At 29.5% G+C, this 16,465-nt stretch carries 21 protein-coding genes and 1 riboswitch; of the genes, 18 read left to right on the top strand and 3 right to left on the bottom strand.

All coding sequences use genetic code 11. The features are described 5' to 3' along the window. The first annotated feature begins 4 nt into the window (after positions 1–4). From CD113_RS06785 to gcvPB, 15 genes are all read left to right on the top strand, one after another. Positions 5–1,465 carry a rhomboid family protein gene (locus tag CD113_RS06785; protein WP_095092720.1) on the top strand — a complete coding sequence of 487 codons (1,461 nt, stop codon included), beginning with the start codon at positions 5–7 and terminating at the stop codon, positions 1,463–1,465. After that, positions 1,449–1,649: a YqgQ family protein gene (locus CD113_RS06780; protein WP_095092718.1), complete on the top strand. Its 201-nt coding sequence runs from the start codon at positions 1,449–1,451 to the stop codon at positions 1,647–1,649. Before CD113_RS06785 ends, CD113_RS06780 begins: the two co-directional genes overlap by 17 nt. Further along, the gene (locus CD113_RS06775; protein WP_002464341.1) at positions 1,649–2,635 is read left to right on the top strand and encodes an ROK family glucokinase; all 987 of its coding nucleotides are present in this window, start codon (positions 1,649–1,651) and stop codon (positions 2,633–2,635) included. The genes CD113_RS06780 and CD113_RS06775 overlap by 1 nt, the downstream gene beginning before the upstream one ends. Continuing rightward, a complete protein-coding gene (locus CD113_RS06770) occupies positions 2,635–2,958 on the top strand; it encodes an MTH1187 family thiamine-binding protein (protein WP_002464340.1) in 324 nt (107 codons plus the stop codon). Before CD113_RS06775 ends, CD113_RS06770 begins: the two co-directional genes overlap by 1 nt. A 1-nt stretch (position 2,959) precedes the next feature. Further along, positions 2,960–3,583 carry an MBL fold metallo-hydrolase gene (locus CD113_RS06765; protein ID WP_002464339.1) on the top strand — a complete coding sequence of 208 codons (624 nt, stop codon included), beginning with the start codon at positions 2,960–2,962 and terminating at the stop codon, positions 3,581–3,583. Positions 3,584–3,634: 51 nt separating this feature from the next. Next, a complete protein-coding gene (gene comGA, locus CD113_RS06760; RefSeq protein ID WP_002464338.1) occupies positions 3,635–4,609 on the top strand; it encodes a competence type IV pilus ATPase ComGA in 975 nt (324 codons plus the stop codon). Continuing rightward, a complete protein-coding gene (gene comGB, locus CD113_RS06755) occupies positions 4,581–5,651 on the top strand; it encodes a competence type IV pilus assembly protein ComGB (RefSeq protein ID WP_002464337.1) in 1,071 nt (356 codons plus the stop codon). Before comGA ends, comGB begins: the two co-directional genes overlap by 29 nt. Before the next feature lie 13 nt (positions 5,652–5,664). Then, positions 5,665–5,976, top strand: coding sequence for a competence type IV pilus major pilin ComGC (comGC, locus tag CD113_RS06750; protein ID WP_002464336.1), 312 nt, complete (start codon positions 5,665–5,667; stop codon positions 5,974–5,976). After that, positions 5,966–6,403, top strand: coding sequence for a competence type IV pilus minor pilin ComGD (comGD, locus tag CD113_RS06745; protein WP_002464335.1), 438 nt, complete (start codon positions 5,966–5,968; stop codon positions 6,401–6,403). The genes comGC and comGD overlap by 11 nt, the downstream gene beginning before the upstream one ends. Then, entirely contained in the window at positions 6,390–6,683 is a 294-nt protein-coding gene (locus CD113_RS06740; protein WP_002464334.1) for a hypothetical protein, read from the top strand. The genes comGD and CD113_RS06740 overlap by 14 nt, the downstream gene beginning before the upstream one ends. Further along, positions 6,649–7,098, top strand: a complete 450-nt coding sequence (locus CD113_RS06735) for a competence type IV pilus minor pilin ComGF (protein WP_002464333.1) — start codon at positions 6,649–6,651, stop codon at positions 7,096–7,098. Before CD113_RS06740 ends, CD113_RS06735 begins: the two co-directional genes overlap by 35 nt. A 164-nt stretch (positions 7,099–7,262) precedes the next feature. Continuing rightward, positions 7,263–7,787: a shikimate kinase gene (locus tag CD113_RS06725; protein ID WP_002464332.1), complete on the top strand. Its 525-nt coding sequence runs from the start codon at positions 7,263–7,265 to the stop codon at positions 7,785–7,787. Beyond that, a riboswitch (glycine riboswitch) is annotated at positions 7,774–7,888 on the top strand. (Overlaps the previous gene by 14 nt.) Before the next feature lie 74 nt (positions 7,889–7,962). After that, positions 7,963–9,054 carry a glycine cleavage system aminomethyltransferase GcvT gene (gcvT, locus tag CD113_RS06720; protein ID WP_002464331.1) on the top strand — a complete coding sequence of 364 codons (1,092 nt, stop codon included), beginning with the start codon at positions 7,963–7,965 and terminating at the stop codon, positions 9,052–9,054. A gap of 21 nt (positions 9,055–9,075) precedes the next feature. Beyond that, the gene (gene gcvPA / locus CD113_RS06715) at positions 9,076–10,425 is read left to right on the top strand and encodes an aminomethyl-transferring glycine dehydrogenase subunit GcvPA (RefSeq protein ID WP_002464330.1); all 1,350 of its coding nucleotides are present in this window, start codon (positions 9,076–9,078) and stop codon (positions 10,423–10,425) included. Beyond that, on the top strand, positions 10,415–11,890 hold the full coding sequence (gcvPB, locus tag CD113_RS06710; protein WP_002464329.1) for an aminomethyl-transferring glycine dehydrogenase subunit GcvPB: 1,476 nt from the start codon (positions 10,415–10,417) through the stop codon (positions 11,888–11,890). The genes gcvPA and gcvPB overlap by 11 nt, the downstream gene beginning before the upstream one ends. Before the next feature lie 325 nt (positions 11,891–12,215). Here gcvPB and CD113_RS06705 read toward each other — a convergent pair whose 3' ends face one another. Then, positions 12,216–12,602: a rhodanese-like domain-containing protein gene (locus tag CD113_RS06705; protein ID WP_002464328.1), complete on the bottom strand. Its 387-nt coding sequence runs from the start codon at positions 12,600–12,602 to the stop codon at positions 12,216–12,218. Positions 12,603–12,752: 150 nt separating this feature from the next. Between CD113_RS06705 and CD113_RS06700 the strand changes: the two genes are divergently transcribed. Next, positions 12,753–13,583 carry a lipoate--protein ligase family protein gene (locus CD113_RS06700; RefSeq protein WP_002464327.1) on the top strand — a complete coding sequence of 277 codons (831 nt, stop codon included), beginning with the start codon at positions 12,753–12,755 and terminating at the stop codon, positions 13,581–13,583. A gap of 143 nt (positions 13,584–13,726) precedes the next feature. Here the strand turns inward: CD113_RS06700 and CD113_RS06695 are convergent, their stop codons facing one another. Both CD113_RS06695 and CD113_RS06690 read right to left on the bottom strand, forming a co-directional pair. Further along, positions 13,727–13,945 (bottom strand): SA1362 family protein, encoded by a 219-nt coding sequence (locus CD113_RS06695; RefSeq protein ID WP_002464326.1) that lies wholly within the window; start codon positions 13,943–13,945, stop codon positions 13,727–13,729. 16 nt (positions 13,946–13,961) lie between these two features. Continuing rightward, entirely contained in the window at positions 13,962–14,540 is a 579-nt protein-coding gene (locus CD113_RS06690) for a hypothetical protein (protein WP_002464325.1), read from the bottom strand. Positions 14,541–14,644: 104 nt separating this feature from the next. Between CD113_RS06690 and CD113_RS06685 the strand changes: the two genes are divergently transcribed. Continuing rightward, on the top strand, positions 14,645–15,706 hold the full coding sequence (locus CD113_RS06685) for a M24 family metallopeptidase (RefSeq protein WP_002464324.1): 1,062 nt from the start codon (positions 14,645–14,647) through the stop codon (positions 15,704–15,706). Positions 15,707–15,731: 25 nt separating this feature from the next. Next, positions 15,732–16,289: an elongation factor P gene (gene efp, locus CD113_RS06680; protein ID WP_002464323.1), complete on the top strand. Its 558-nt coding sequence runs from the start codon at positions 15,732–15,734 to the stop codon at positions 16,287–16,289. Positions 16,290–16,465: the final 176 nt, after the last annotated feature.

Here is a 16,465-nt window from a genome sequence, read left to right as displayed (position 1 = left end):
ACAAATGGATATTGATAAACAATTTTGGAAGACGATATATTATTGGATTAGGTATTTAAAATTTGATGTGGTAAGTTCTGAAAAAGAAGATAGTGAAGTATGGTTAGCAAATAAAAGGAAGAAACAAATTGCTATATTTAAAAAGTCAGAAATAACTACACAAGAAATAAGATTTGATAAAGCAAGAGTATTAGAACATACACAAGAAATAAATCAATTTATAGATTTTGAGCTTCAAAGCGTTGATATCTATTATTTTACAGATACAGATATTATGCCCGAGCAATATAATGAAAATGGACCATTAAAAATAAAGTTTAAGGTTATAAAAAATAAAGTTGATTTACAAAAGTTAATGCCCAATATTTTCATGTCTAAGTTAATTGCCGAAGATAACGATAAGAAGACCTATATGTTTTATAAAAAGAAAGTGTTATCGACCAACTTTTTAGATACATATATGCAAAAATTCACGCCAGCAACGTATTTATTAATTTTAATTAATGTTTTTATATGGCTATGTATGATTCTCTATTTGAACAACTTTTCAAATGTAAAGTTATTAGAAGTTGGCGGATTAGTTCATTTTAATGTTGTACATGGAGAATGGTATAGATTAATTACATCTATGTTTCTACATTTTAATTTCGAACATATTTTAATGAATTTATTGTCACTTTTTATTTTTGGTAAGATTGTCGAAGCAATATTAGGTTCATGGAGAATGCTAGGTATTTACTTTATAGCAGGCCTATTTGGTAACTTTGTATCATTGTCATTTAATACTACAACCATTTCAGTAGGTGCTAGTGGTGCAATATTCGGCTTAATTGGCTCAATTTTTGCAATGATGTATTTATCAAAAACATTTAATCGAAAAATGTTAGGACAACTATTAATTGCTTTAGTTATTTTAATTGGTATATCACTATTTATGTCAAACATTAATATAGTTGCACATTTAGGTGGCTTTATTGGTGGTTTATTAATTACGTTGATTGGCTATTATTATCATCATAATCGTAATGTGTTTTGGGGATTAATCATATTTTTACTTATATTATTTGTGGCGATGCAAATAAGAATTTTTACTATTAAAGAAGACAATATTTATAATAAACTTATTAAAGATGATATGTTGGATGGACAATATGAGAATGCACAAAATCTTGTTAAAAAAACAATTAATAAAGATTATGCGGATGATGAAACATATTATTTAAGTGGCTTAATAATGGCTACTGAAAATTCAAGATCAGAAGGAATGACAGAATGGGAAAAAGGTCTTAGATTATTTCCTAAGTCAGGAATCTTAAATTATGAATTGGCTATTGCAAATAGAGCATTAAATGACAATGACAAAGCTTTAAAATATGCACGCAAAGCTGTTAACGTTGATCGAAGTAATAGTGACTATGTAAATTTAGAAAAAGAGTTGACGAAGACACATGACTCGAAACATTAACAATTTTTATGATGTTCAACAATTATTAAAAAATTATGGGTTTATTATTTATTTTAAAAATAAAGCTGATATGTATGAGATGATGCAACAAGAAATTAGTTCGTTATATAATTATGAGTTATTAACAAAAGATGAATACTTACAATGTAAACTAATAATCAATCAAAGAAGGAATGAAGAATAATGACAAAAATAATTTTAGCTGCAGATGTTGGTGGGACAACATGCAAATTAGGAATCTTCTCATCTGAATTAGAACAATTACATAAATGGTCAATTCATACTGATACTAGTGATGAAACTGGTTATTTATTATTAAAAGGTATATATGATTCATTTGTAGAAAAAGTAAAAGAAAATAATTATGATATGTCAGATGTCATAGGTGTTGGTATGGGCGTTCCTGGACCCGTTGATTTTGAGTCAGGTGTTGTAAATGGAGCAGTCAATTTATATTGGCCTAATAAAGTCAATGTTAGACAAATATTTGAAAAATTTGTAAATTGTCCAGTATATGTAGATAATGATGCCAATATTGCAGCACTTGGAGAAATGCACAAAGGTGCAGGTGAAGGTGCTGATGATGTCGTAGCAATCACTTTAGGAACTGGTTTAGGTGGTGGTATCATTTCAAACGGAGAAATCGTTCATGGACATAATGGGTCAGGAGCTGAAATAGGACATTTTAGAGCTGATTTTGATCAAAGATTCAAATGTAATTGTGGACGCTCTGGATGTATTGAAACTGTGGCATCAGCGACAGGTGTTGTTAATTTAGTGAATTTTTATTATCCTAAGTTAACATTTAGATCTTCAATTCTAAACCTTATTAAAGAAAATAAAGTTACTGCAAAAGCTGTATTTGATGCTGCAAAAGAAGGTGACCAATTCTGTATTTTTATTACAGAAAAAGTTGCTAATTATATCGGTTATTTATGTAGTATTATCAGTGTAACGAGTAATCCAAAATATATTGTTTTAGGCGGGGGCATGTCTACTGCCGGACCAATTTTAATTGAAAACATTAAAACAGAATATAATAATTTAACATTTAAACCAGCTCAATATGAAACAGAAATCGTTCAAGCGAAATTAGGTAATGATGCAGGTATTACAGGTGCTGCGGGACTAATTAAAACATATGTAATAGATAAAGAGGGGGTAAAATAATGGCTATCGTAGATGTTGTTGTTATACCAGTTGGTACAGAAGGTCCAAGCGTAAGTAAATATATTGCAGAAATTCAAAAAAAATTAGAAGAATATAAAGAAATGGGGAAAATTGACTATCAATTAACACCAATGAACACCCTAATAGAAGGTGAATTATCAGATTTACTAGAAGTAGTTAAAGTAATTCACGAACTACCATTTGATAAGGGGTTAAATCGAGTTTGTACAAATATCCGTATAGATGATAGACGTGATAAAGATCGCAAAATGAATGACAAGCTTACTTCTGTCCAAAAACATTTAGAAAAAAGTGGTGAATAAAATGAGAATTTCTAGTTTAACATTAGGTTTAGTAGATACTAACACATATTTTATTGAAGATGATAAAAGTGTCATTTTAATAGATCCATCAAGTGAAAGTGACAAAATCATCAAGAAATTAAACCAAATAAATAAACCACTTAAAGCAGTATTATTAACTCACGCACACTATGATCATATTGGTGCATTAGACGATATTATTGAAAAATATGATGTACCAGTATACATGCATGAAGAAGAATTCGATTTTTTAAAAGACACCAAGAAAAATGGCGCAGATAAATTCAAACAATTTGGACTTCCTAGTGTAACAAGTAGTGCAAAACCAAAAAGTTTGTCTGAAGGCTCTGCTGACATAGCTGGATTTAAATTCGATGTGTTACACACGCCTGGACATTCTCCAGGAAGCTTAACATTTGTTTTTGACCAATTTGCTGTTGTTGGAGATACTTTATTCAACAATGGAATTGGTAGAACAGATTTATATAAAGGTGATTATGAAACGTTAATTGATTCAATCCAAGATAAAATTTTTAATTTAGATGGTGACTTACCATTATTCCCAGGTCATGGTCCGTATACTACTGTTGATGATGAACAGTTAAATCCATTTTTACATGGTTAAATTAAAGAAAAATATTTCCCTCCTACGTGTATATTTGTAGGAGGTATTTTTATGAAGATTTTATTTCAAACTATAGTCAATAAAGCCATAGACAAGGGGGCGAGTGACATTCACTTTATACCAGTGAAAAGTGACATTCATATTAAATTTAGGATCAATGATAATTTAGAAGAATATGAACAAATAAATCTAAATGTTTATCAGAAATTAATAGTATATATGAAGTTCCAAGCTGGATTAGATGTTTCAACATATCAAGTTGCTCAAAGTGGACGTTATAGTTATCAGTACAATAAACTTTATTTTTTAAGAATATCAACTTTGCCGTTATCATTGGGTTTAGAAAGTTGTGTTATCCGTATTGTTCCTCAATATTTACAAAACCAACAATCACCTTATAATTTTAATGATTTTAAACATTTAATGAACAAAAAACAAGGATTATTACTATTCAGTGGTCCAACTGGTTCAGGTAAGACAACTTTAATGTATCAAATGGTTGCATTTGCCAATAAAGAATTAAATTTGAATGTTGTTTCAATCGAAGATCCTATAGAAATTCAATTACCTGGAATTGTCCAAGTAAATGTAAATGAAAAAGCAGGTATCAATTATGTTAATACATTTAAGGCGATTTTACGATGTGATCCCGATGTTATATTAATAGGAGAAATTAGAGATAAAGAAGTTGCTAAATGCGTGATACAAGCAAGTTTAAGTGGTCATTTAGTGTTAACAACATTACATGCTAACGATTGCAAAGGTGCTATATTACGTTTACTAGAAATGGGTATTTCAGTCCAAGAATTACTACAGTCGACTAATTTAATCATTAATCAGCGCTTGGTGACAACAACATCAAATGATAGACAGTTGGTATGTGAAATTATGACTCAGCAACAAATGCATTATTTTTTTGATAATAATCAATCTTTACCACGTACCTTTGAAAAATTAGAAAGTAAACTAAGTGATATGACAAGAGCAGGTGTCATTTGTGAGAAAACAATGGATAAATATATTTAAATTTCAACATACAACTCGGCAATTAAGTAAAGATAAGCAAATTGATCTGTTATTAAATCTTAATAAACTATTAGCATTTGGATTTACGTTATATGATAGTTTTCAATTTTTAAATCTACAATATGATTACAAAAATAAAAATCTTCCAAATAATATTCTTCAACAAATATCTAATGGTGCAACTTGTCATGATATATTAAAATTACTAGGATTTAACAACGCCGTGCTTATGCAAGTATATTTAGCAGAACGATATGGCAACTTAATTGATACATTAGAAGAAATTGCTAATTATTTACAAACAAATAGAGCTTCTGAACAACAATTTATCAAAACCTTACAATATCCTTTCATTCTCATCTCTATTTTCTTAGGAATGATCATATTGTTGAATCATACGATTATTCCGCAATTCCAACAATTATTTAATTTAATGAATGTGAAACTCTCTTCATTTCAACAACTTCTATTAGCTGTGATTACGGCGTTACCCTCGATGATTTTATACTTCACAAGTCTACTTATTTTAATACTAATTGCGATAAAGTTGATTTATCAACAGTTTTCAGTTCATAGAAAAATTCAATTTATTACCAAAATACCAATATTGTCTAGTTATTATAAATTATTAAAAACTTATTATATTACCAATGAATTATGCTTATTTTTAAAAAATGGGATCAATTTACAATCCATTGTTGATGTTTATATAAACCATAATAACGATAAATTCAGACAGTATTTAGGTGAATTTATTTTAGTTCAATCAGAAAAAGGACTAACGCTTCCTCAAATTATATCTAAGTTACCATGTTTTAATAAGTTACTTATAAAGTTTATCAATCAAGGTGAGAAGCGGGGTAAATTAGATATCGAATTAAAACTCTATAGTCAAATATTAATTAAACAATTACAACTCAAAATGCATAAAGATATAAAAATTATTCAACCAATTATATTTTTGTTTTTAGCTGTTTTTATTATGGCAATTTATTTAGTTATTATGTTACCTATGTTTCAAATGATGCAAAATATTAACTAGTGAGGAGATAGTTATGAAGAAATTTTTATTTAAAACTAAAGCTTTTACCTTAATCGAGATGTTACTTGTTTTATTAATTATCAGTTTATTATTAATTTTAATTATACCTAATATAGCTAAACAAACAGCACATGTTCAAACGACTGGTTGTAAAGCTCAAGTGAAAATGGTGAATAGTCAAATAGAAGCATATTTATTAAAGCATAATAGTAATCCATCAACGATTGATGATCTTGTAGCTGAAGGCTTTATTAAAGAAGACCAAAAGACATGTAAATCTGGTGAAAAAATTACAATAAGTAATGGAGAAGCAGTTGCCAATTAACAAAGTTAAAGCATTTACAATGATAGAAATGTTATTTGTGCTGTTAATGGTTTCGATTATTTTATTGACTACATTAACTTCAAAAAGTCTCAGGAATCTTGAAACAATGAATAGTGAAATGCAACTATCATCATTTATTTTACAACTGGATTATCTGAAATCTAAAGCTATTATAACCCAAGGTCCCATTTTAATTCAGTTTGTTAAACATTCAAATCAAGTTAAAGTAACTGAAAACAATAAAACTTCATATTTTTTATCAATAAATAATGCTGAAATAATTAGTATAAATAAAGTAAATTATTTATATTTTGACAAGAGGGGTAATATTAAGCCATTTGGGAGCATAACTATTAAAGTGAATAAAGCATATTATAAAGTTATATTTCATATAGAAAAAGGTAGGATTCGTTATGAGAAATTATAGAATTAAAGCCTCATTTATATTAGATGGTTTAGCTAGTTTTAGTATCATCATAATAATAACGACATTAATTGTTCCATTTGTGCAACAGTTAAATCATTCTTATCAATATCAATTAGAGAAACTAGATGATAAAAAAACAATATTAGTAGCAGTAAGTCACTATCACAGCGAGCAATTAAAGAAAGGAGTCAACCTAGGGGTGCATAAAATAATTCAACAAGGAAATCAAGTATGCACAACTAAATATGCAACAAATGAGACGACTTGCATTAAATTTTAAAGTTAAAGCTTTTACCTTAGTAGAAATGTTATTTGCTATGGTACTTATCATGTCAATATTACAATTCACACCTCAATTATTAATTTATTGTCAATATATTAAATACCAAGCTAAAGAGACATATACGATAGATTATGAGTTCTTTTCTAGAGACTTTATAAAAGAACTTAAAGATATCAAGCATAAAAATATAACCATTAGTAATAACTCAATTTATGTGAATGCTGGGAAAGATAATATTGAGTATAAGTTGTTAAATCATAAAATTATTAAAATTATAAATCATAATGGTAACATCACATTATTGAATAACGTAGAGAAATTTAAAGCTACAGTAATTAATGAAAATGTAATTAAAATAGATATTGAAATTCATAGAGGAAGGTATTTCAAAAATCAAACAATTTATTTATAATAAACCTGCTTATTTCACTCCTTTTTTACTTATTTTATTAGCTATTTATTTTTCGATTTTCACTTTTTATATTAGTCAGTATAGTATAAAATTAAAAACAATACATAATCTTGAAAGTGATTACGATGAACAAATAGTTAAGTCGTTGAAAGAAGGAAATAAGTATGATAGAAAACGATAATACAATAATATTAATTGGTTTTATGGGCAGTGGAAAAACTACAATAGGCAACTATTTTGCACAAAAACAAGATTTAACTTTTGTCGACTTAGACCAATATATAGAAAGACAAGAAAGCAAGACAATACCTAATATATTTAATGAATATGGTGAACAATATTTTCGTCAATTAGAAAGTAAATATTTACAAGAGTGCATCAGTAAATATGAAGTCATAGCAACTGGTGGAGGTATTGTTGAAAGTGAAGACGCATTTAAGCAATTAAAGAAACAAAAATATGTTATTTGGCTAGATGGTAATATTAAAACACTTTATGACAGAGTAATAAATGATCCACATCGACCTAACGCCCAAAATAAAACGTTAGAGCAATTAAATAACTTGTATTCTTCTAGATATTTAAGATATAATGAAATCGCATTCACGAAGTTGCAAAGTGATTTACTAACAACTTCAGAAATATATAATGAATTGCTAAATTTAATAAAAGCGACTGATCAATATTAGAGAGAATGACTTTGAAACATAGCTAAAACGTTTTAAGGCTCATCGCCGAAGGTGCAAGTAATAAATACGAAACTCTCAGGCAAAAGGATAATATTGTAACGCGTTCCTGAATTAGTGATTTTAAACAGGGTAGCATAAGCTATCCTGTTTTTTTAAAATTTAAGGGGGTATTTCAATGTCAAGCGATTTAAAACAAACACCTTTATATCAAAATTATGTTGATAGAGGAGCGAAAATTGTAGAGTTTGGTGGATGGGCAATGCCTGTTCAATTTTCTAGTATTAAAGAGGAGCATAATGCTGTTCGATATGAAATTGGCCTATTTGATGTAAGTCATATGGGAGAAATTAAAATATCTGGACAAGATGCTAGTGAATTTGTTCAATACCTTTTATCTAATGATACAAACAACTTAACTGAATCTAAAGCATTATATACTGCACTGTGTAATGAAGAAGGTGGAGTAATTGATGATTTAGTAATATATAAACTAGACGATAATGAATATTTATTAGTCGTTAACGCTGCAAATACTGATAAAGATTATAATTGGATTAACAAAAATAATAATAATTTCCAAGTTCAAATTGAAAATGTTTCGGATCAATTCGGTCAACTAGCACTGCAAGGACCCAAAGCACGAGACTTAATGAATCAATTAGTAGATGTTGATATTTCTGACATGACGATGTTTGAATTTAAACAAAATGTAGAGTTATATCGAACAAAAGTGATATTATCTCAATCTGGTTACACAGGCGAGGACGGTTTCGAAATATATTGTGATATTAAAGATACTGAAAAAATCTGGAATGGTTTATTAGAGTATGATGTTGTACCTTGTGGTTTAGGCGCAAGAGATACGTTAAGACTTGAAGCAGGATTACCATTGCACGGACAAGATTTAACCGAATCAATCACACCATATGAGGGCGGTATTGCTTTTGCAGCTAAACCATTAATTGATGCTGATTTTATTGGTAAATCTGTATTAAAGGATCAAAAAGAAAATGGTTCACCTAGACGTACAGTGGGACTTGAACTTTTAGAAAAAGGGATTGCTAGAACTGGCTATGAAGTTATGGATTTAGATGGTAAAGTTATAGGAGAAGTAACTTCTGGAACTCAATCACCATCATCTGGTAAATCAATTGCTTTTGCTATTATTAATAGAGATGAATTTGAAATGGGTAGAGAGTTACTTGTTCAAGTAAGAAAGAAACAGTTGAAAGCAAAAATTGTCAAAAAAAATCAAATTGAAAAATAATTTTACTAAGGGGTGTGCATTGTGAGTCATCGTTATATACCTTTAACTGAAACTGATAAAAAAGAAATGTTACATACAATAGGTGCAGAATCAATAGGCGAACTTTTTGGTGATGTTCCAGGGGATATATTATTAGATAGAAATTTAAATATTGCAGAAGGTGAAGCAGAAACAACTTTACTAAGAAGACTGAATAGAATTGCTAGTAAAAATATAACGAAAGAAACACATACTTCGTTTTTAGGAGCAGGAGTATACGATCATTACACACCTGCTGTAGTAGATGCTATGATTTCTAGATCAGAATTCTATACTGCCTATACACCATATCAACCAGAAATTTCTCAAGGTGAACTTCAAGCAATATTTGAATTTCAAACTTTAATTTGTGAATTAACTAATATGGATGTAGCAAACTCATCTATGTATGATGGTATGACAAGTTTTGCAGAAGCATGTATTTTAGCATTTAGCCAAACTAAAAAAAATAAAATTGTTGTTTCAAAAGGGTTACATTATCAAGCTTTACAAGTATTAAAAACGTATGCTAAAACTCGTGAAGAGTTTGAAATAGTAGAAATAGATTTAGATGGTACTGTGACTGATTTAGATAAGTTACAGCAGGCTGTAGATGATGATACAGCAGCAGTAGCAGTGCAATATCCTAATTTTTATGGTTCAATAGAAGATTTAGAAAAAATCCATAGTTTCATTGAAGATAAAAAAGCTTTATTTATAGTTTATGCAAATCCATTAGCATTAGGATTATTAACACCTCCAGGTTCATTTGGTGCGGATATAGTAGTCGGAGATACACAACCTTTTGGTATTCCAGCACAATTTGGTGGTCCACATTGTGGATATTTTGCTACAACTAAAAAATTAATGCGTAAAGTACCTGGTCGTTTAGTTGGTCAAACACAAGATGACGAGGGTAACAGAGGTTTCGTATTGACATTACAAGCTCGTGAACAACATATTCGTCGTGATAAAGCGACTTCAAATATTTGTTCAAATCAGGCTTTGAATGCACTGGCATCATCAATAGCAATGTCAGCTCTTGGCAAACAAGGACTATATGATATTGCCGTTCAAAATTTTGAGCATGCAAATTATGCTAAACAACAATTTAAAAATAAAGGTTTTGAAGTTTTAGATGGTACCTCATTTAACGAATTTGTCGTTAAATTTAATAAACCTATCCATGAAATTAATGAAGAATTAGTTAAATTTAACATGATTGGTGGTTTTGATTTAAGTGTAGTTTCTGAAGACTTCGATAACCATATGTTAATTGCGGTAACAGAATTAAGAACTAAAGAAGAAATTGATACATTTGTTGAGAAAGCTGGTGAGCTAAATGATAAGTAAATCAAGCCCATTAATTTTTGAGAGATCAAGAGAAGGTAGATATGCCTACTCATTACCACAAAGTGATATTAATGATAATGCTGTTGAAAAATTATTAGATAATAAATTTATTCGTAAAGATAAAGCTGAATTTCCTGAAGTTGCTGAATTGGACTTAGTGAGACATTATACAGAACTATCTAATAAAAATTTTGGTGTAGATAATGGTTTTTACCCATTAGGTTCATGTACTATGAAATATAATCCTAAAATTAATGAAAAAGTAGCTAGAATACCAGGATTTAGTGAATCACATCCGTTGCAAGATGAAGAACAAGTTCAAGGGTCATTAGAAATTATTTATAGCTTACAAGAAGAGCTAAAAGAAATCACTGGTATGGATGAAGTAACTTTACAACCTGCAGCTGGTGCTCATGGAGAGTGGACAGCATTAATGATTTTTAAAGCTTATCATCAAAATAATGGTGAAGGACATCGTGACGAAGTTATCGTTCCTGATTCTGCTCATGGTACAAATCCAGCATCTGCATCTTTCGCAGGATTTAAATCCGTAACTGTAAAATCGAATGAACGCGGTGAAGTTGATATAGAAGATTTGAAAAAAGTTGTAAATGAAAACACAGCAGCTATTATGTTAACTAATCCTAATACATTAGGAATTTTCGAAAAAAATATAATGGAAATTCGTGAAATTGTTCATAATGCTGGTGGATTATTATATTATGATGGTGCTAACTTAAATGCCATTATGGATAAAGTTCGTCCTGGAGATATGGGATTTGATGCAGTACATCTTAATTTACACAAAACATTTACAGGTCCTCATGGTGGAGGAGGTCCTGGTTCAGGTCCAGTAGGTGTAGTAAAAGAACTTGCTAGTTATTTACCTAAACCAATGGTAATTAAAGATGGAGATACTTTTAAATACGATAATGATATCAAGAATTCCATAGGTCGTGTTAAACCATTTTATGGTAATTTCGGTATATATCTAAGAGCCTATACGTATATTCGAACTATGGGTGCTACAGGATTAAAAGAAGTATCTGAAGCTGCAGTTCTAAATGCTAATTATATTAAAGCACGTCTATCTGAACATTTCGACATTCCATATACTCAGTATTGTAAACATGAGTTTGTATTAAGTGGCTCAAAACAAAAAGAATTTGGTGTTAGAACATTAGATATGGCGAAGAGATTATTAGATTTTGGTGTACATCCACCAACTATCTATTTCCCACTTAATGTAGAAGAAGGTATGATGATCGAACCAACTGAAACTGAATCTAAAGAAACATTAGATTACTTTGTAGATACATTAATTCAAATAGCAAATGAAGCTAAAGAAGATCCAGATAAAGTTTTAGAGGCACCTCATACAACGATTATTGATCGTTTAGATGAAGCCACTGCAGCACGTAAACCTATTTTAAAATTTGAAAATCTGAAAAGTGAAAAAGAATAACAAAAGCAACGATTAAATTTTAAATAAAAGGATTTTACAATATTAAATGACCTATTACCGTATTTACTATGGTAGTAGGTCATTTTTTTGATTTTAAGAATTGTTAGTAACCATTTTAAATTTGATAGACTCATAAACGATTTTATAAAATGACACATTATTGCAATAATGTTGTTGTTAAAATTTTCTGTAAACGAACATCATTATTACAAGAAAAATAAAAAGCCAATGAATATGGCATAACCCAATCACTGACTTTTAATGAACCTTAATAATAATTTGTTAATCCCTAAATTTTAATTGGAATGAATAACTAATGCTCAAGCTACTTTTTAGACTTAATTTTACCAGTCCATTTTTTGTAACCGCCTTTAAGCATATAAATATCACTATATCCATTCTTTTTAAGAATACGAGCAGCTCTGTAACTAGCTATTCCATTAGCATCACATAGATATATCGGTTGGTCTTTACGTAAACCCTGAAATCTTTGCTTAAACATTGTAATCGGAATGTTACGAGAACCATTAATATGACCGTAATCATAATCTACTTTTTCCCTAACATCAATGACTTGAGCTTTTCTTAGACCTTCATGGAATTCATTTTGATCTAACTCTTTAACAGCTCTTTTATTAAGAATTTGTTGGACGATCATGTATACAATAATTGCTACTACTAGAATTATTGCAATGTACAAACTAGCACTCATCTTGCATCCTCCCTAATTAAACGATAATATAATTATAAAGCTGTTAAGTTAAATTATCAAAATATTTCACTAAAGTTTTGAAATTATTTCTATTGATAAACAACAATTAGCGAAATAAAAATAAATCATTTGTTGATAGGGGAATTTTCAATGACTGAAACTTGGAATTTTATTAATACTGGAAGTCAAGATCCATACTATAATATGGCAATGGATGAAGCTTTGTTAAACTTTGTCTCAAGAGGCGAGATTGATCCAGTAATTCGATTTTATACGTGGAATCCAGCGACATTATCTGTTGGATATTTTCAACGCTTACAAAAAGAAATAGATATTGAAAAAGTAAAAGAAAAAGGCTTTGGTTTAGTAAGACGTCAAACTGGTGGTCGAGGTGTCTTACATGATAAAGAATTGACATATAGTGTTATAGTCCCAGAATCACATCCAAATATGCCTTCGACGGTTACAGAAGCTTATAAGGTTATTTCTCAAGGTTTACTTGAAGGTTTTAAAAATCTTGGGTTTGAAACGTATTTTTCTGTTCCTAAAACACCTGAAGAAAGGCAAAAATTAAAGCAACCTAGAAGTTCCGTTTGTTTTGATGCCCCAAGTTGGTATGAGTTAGTTGTTGAAGGTCGTAAAATCGCCGGGAGTGCACAAACAAGACAAAAAGGTGTTATCTTACAACATGGATCAATTTTGCAAGATATAGATATAGATGAATTATTTGATATGTTTATATATAAAAATGAAAGATTAAAACAAAAAATGAAAGATGCATTTATTGAAAAAGCAGTTGCAATAAATGATATCTCGGAAGAACATATAACGATTAAACAAATGGAAAAGGCATTTGAGCAAGGATTTAAAACAGGTTTAAATATTGATTTAAAACCGTTTAAATTAACTGAACAACAATTGAAAGAAGTAGAAGAATTAGCCGAAAAATACCGTTCAGGTGAATGGACTTATAGAAAATAAACAAGATAATTATAATTGTAAAGTACTAATTAACATTTAAAAATTTCTGATTATGAATTAAGCACCTTGAACCTTAATTTAGTGTAAATCACAAATAAGCAGCAAAAAATGAATTCAAAAGATTCATTTTTTGCTGCTTTATATTATTTTCGTCTTTGATTTTTTTTATATTTTCTCATAGCTTTACGATATTTTCGTTGATCCTCTGTTAGGAAGAAGAAATAATAAATTAAATATATAATTCCTGCTATAACTGCTAAACTAATTAGCATTCTTGCAATAGAAAATAAAAATTCATCTATATTCATCACAAGACCAATAGCAGCAATAATTAAAACTATATAAAATAATATATTACGCATAATAAAACTCCTATTTTTATTGTGAATTGATATTAAGTTTAGCTAGCTTCTTTTGACCTCTCTGTATTTGCTTTTTATCTTTATTTTGATAACCAGTAGAAATATCATCAAAAGCTGATGTTAAATTTTTGTTTAATTTATTGATAACTTTAGCGTCTTTCTTTTCGTTACTACTTAATTTATGACCATCAAGATCTTCTGTATATTGGTCATGTGCATCAGTAATATTGTTAGATATTTTATCTAGCTTTTGTTGGATATTCTTTTGACCTTTATTTTTAGAGACATCTTGTTCGATATTGTTATAAGATTGAAGCGCAGTTGCAAGACTATCATAATAATGTGATGATGCATTTAATTTCTTGATTTTAGTATTATTAGTTGCTGTTTTTTTATTGTCTTTTTTATCTTTTTCTAAACCTTGGATTTTTGATTTTGCATCACTTATTTGTTGATCTAATTCTTGAATATCAAGTTTGAGTTGATGGTTGCTATCACGTAAGTCAGTTGTTTTGTCTTCTAATGGTGCTAAGTGTTGTGTACCACATCCGGCAAGTAAAAAAGTCACACCAACAATTGAAATCAATTTTTTCATTACAATCTCCCTAAACCAAAATCTGTTATTTATTTCACGTATTATGATATTATTTTAATGTAAAAAGGTGGAATGTACAAACATTTCACAAGGAGGATATAAATATGACTAGAATAAGTAAAGTAAGAGAAATATTAAATCAGAAACACCTTGATGCAATTATAATTATGTCTGATTATAATCGTAGATATTTATCTGGTTTCACAGGTACTAGTGGTGCATTAATTATTTCGAAAGATGAACAATATTTAATTACTGATTTTAGATATATTGAACAAGCTTCATCGCAGGCTAAAGATTTTACTATAATTAATAGAACAAATTCAATAATCGAGGAAGTTAAAAACTTGTTACATGACAACCAATATGATGATATCGGTTTTGAAGGTCATGATGTAAGCTATGATACTTATGTTGAACTTAATAAAAGTCGTTTAACATTAATTAGTATTTCTAACGCTGTAGATAAAATACGTGAAGTTAAAGATGAAGAGGAAATTGCTTTAATTAAGAAAGCAGCAACAATCGTAGATGATACGTATGAATATATTTTAACAATAGCTAAAGCAGGTATGACAGAAAAAGAATTGAAAGCCAAACTTGAAAGTAAAATGCTAGAATTAGGAGCAGAAGGACCTTCATTTGATACTATCGTTGCATCTGGTTATAGAGGTGCTTTACCACACGGCGTTGCTAGCGACAAAGTCATTGAGCAAGGTGATATGATCACCCTAGACTTTGGAGCGTATTATAACGGCTATTGTTCAGATATTACTCGTACGTTTGCTATTGGTGAGCCTGATCCAAAACTTAAAGAGCTCTATCAAATTGTATTAGAGTCACAACTAAAAGCTATTAATGAAATAAAACCAGGTATGACTGGCAAAGAGGCCGACGCATTAGCAAGAGATTATTTAAAAGATAAAGGTTATGGTAAAGAATTTGGTCATTCATTAGGACACGGTATAGGTTTAGAGATTCATGAAGGTCCTATGCTTGCTAAAACGGTTAATAATAAATTACAAGTTAACAATTGCGTGACAATTGAACCAGGTGTCTATATTGATGGTTTAGGTGGTATAAGAATAGAAGATGATATTTTAATTACAGAAAATGGCTGTGAAGTCTTTACTAAATGTACAAAAGACCTTATAGTTTTATCATAAGCGTGTATAATGAGGAGGAAACTGAATGATTTCGGTTAATGATTTTAAGACTGGTTTAACTATTTCTGTTGATAATGCAATTTGGAAAGTAATTGACTTCCAACATGTTAAACCTGGTAAAGGTTCTGCATTTGTACGTTCAAAATTACGTAATTTAAGAACTGGTGCAATTCAAGAAAAAACATTTAGAGCTGGTGAAAAAGTAGAACAAGCAATGATTGAAAACCGTCGTATGCAATATTTATATGCTGATGGTGACAATCACGTATTCATGGATAATGAAACATTTGAACAAACAGAACTTTCAAGTGACTACTTAAAAGATGAATTAAACTACTTGAAAGCAAACATGGAAGTTCAAATTCAAACTTATGAAGGCGAAACAATTGGCGTTGAATTACCTAAAACTGTTGAATTAGAAGTAACTGAAACTGAGCCTGGTATTAAAGGTGATACAGCAACAGGTGCTACAAAATCTGCTACAGTTGAAACTGGTTATTCATTAAATGTTCCATTATTCGTTAATGAAGGTGATGTATTATTGATTAATACAAGTGATGGAAGTTATATTTCAAGAGCGTAATAATCGTCTCAAACTAGCAATTAACATTTAACACAAATTACAATGAATTCTCGTGATAATATTATTATTCATTTTTAATGATTATAATTATATTGTTACGAGATTTTTTTGGCCTATCTTTAGTACTGATAAATAAAGGTTCTCTGGTTCTCTGTTTTTTAGGACTGATAATTAAA

The organism is Staphylococcus simiae (genome assembly GCF_002902085.1).
In the GTDB taxonomy this organism is placed as follows: Bacteria; Bacillota; Bacilli; order Staphylococcales; family Staphylococcaceae; genus Staphylococcus; species Staphylococcus simiae.
Note: the sequence above shows the minus strand (reverse complement) of the source record. Positions and strands in the feature narration are given on the sequence as shown.

Coding starts and splice junctions, on each gene's coding strand:
- CD113_RS06785 (WP_095092720.1), top strand. CDS start 5: ATGGATATTGATAAACAATTTTGGAAGACGATATATTATTGGATTAGG.
- CD113_RS06780 (WP_095092718.1), top strand. CDS start 1,449: ATGACTCGAAACATTAACAATTTTTATGATGTTCAACAATTATTAAAA.
- CD113_RS06775 (WP_002464341.1), top strand. CDS start 1,649: ATGACAAAAATAATTTTAGCTGCAGATGTTGGTGGGACAACATGCAAA.
- CD113_RS06770 (WP_002464340.1), top strand. CDS start 2,635: ATGGCTATCGTAGATGTTGTTGTTATACCAGTTGGTACAGAAGGTCCA.
- CD113_RS06765 (WP_002464339.1), top strand. CDS start 2,960: ATGAGAATTTCTAGTTTAACATTAGGTTTAGTAGATACTAACACATAT.
- comGA (WP_002464338.1), top strand. CDS start 3,635: ATGAAGATTTTATTTCAAACTATAGTCAATAAAGCCATAGACAAGGGG.
- comGC (WP_002464336.1), top strand. CDS start 5,665: ATGAAGAAATTTTTATTTAAAACTAAAGCTTTTACCTTAATCGAGATG.
- CD113_RS06740 (WP_002464334.1), top strand. CDS start 6,390: ATGAGAAATTATAGAATTAAAGCCTCATTTATATTAGATGGTTTAGCT.
- CD113_RS06735 (WP_002464333.1), top strand. CDS start 6,649: ATGCAACAAATGAGACGACTTGCATTAAATTTTAAAGTTAAAGCTTTT.
- CD113_RS06725 (WP_002464332.1), top strand. CDS start 7,263: ATGATAGAAAACGATAATACAATAATATTAATTGGTTTTATGGGCAGT.
- gcvT (WP_002464331.1), top strand. CDS start 7,963: ATGTCAAGCGATTTAAAACAAACACCTTTATATCAAAATTATGTTGAT.
- gcvPB (WP_002464329.1), top strand. CDS start 10,415: ATGATAAGTAAATCAAGCCCATTAATTTTTGAGAGATCAAGAGAAGGT.
- CD113_RS06705 (WP_002464328.1), bottom strand. CDS start 12,602: ATGAGTGCTAGTTTGTACATTGCAATAATTCTAGTAGTAGCAATTATT.
- CD113_RS06700 (WP_002464327.1), top strand. CDS start 12,753: ATGACTGAAACTTGGAATTTTATTAATACTGGAAGTCAAGATCCATAC.
- CD113_RS06695 (WP_002464326.1), bottom strand. CDS start 13,945: ATGCGTAATATATTATTTTATATAGTTTTAATTATTGCTGCTATTGGT.
- CD113_RS06690 (WP_002464325.1), bottom strand. CDS start 14,540: ATGAAAAAATTGATTTCAATTGTTGGTGTGACTTTTTTACTTGCCGGA.
- CD113_RS06685 (WP_002464324.1), top strand. CDS start 14,645: ATGACTAGAATAAGTAAAGTAAGAGAAATATTAAATCAGAAACACCTT.
- efp (WP_002464323.1), top strand. CDS start 15,732: ATGATTTCGGTTAATGATTTTAAGACTGGTTTAACTATTTCTGTTGAT.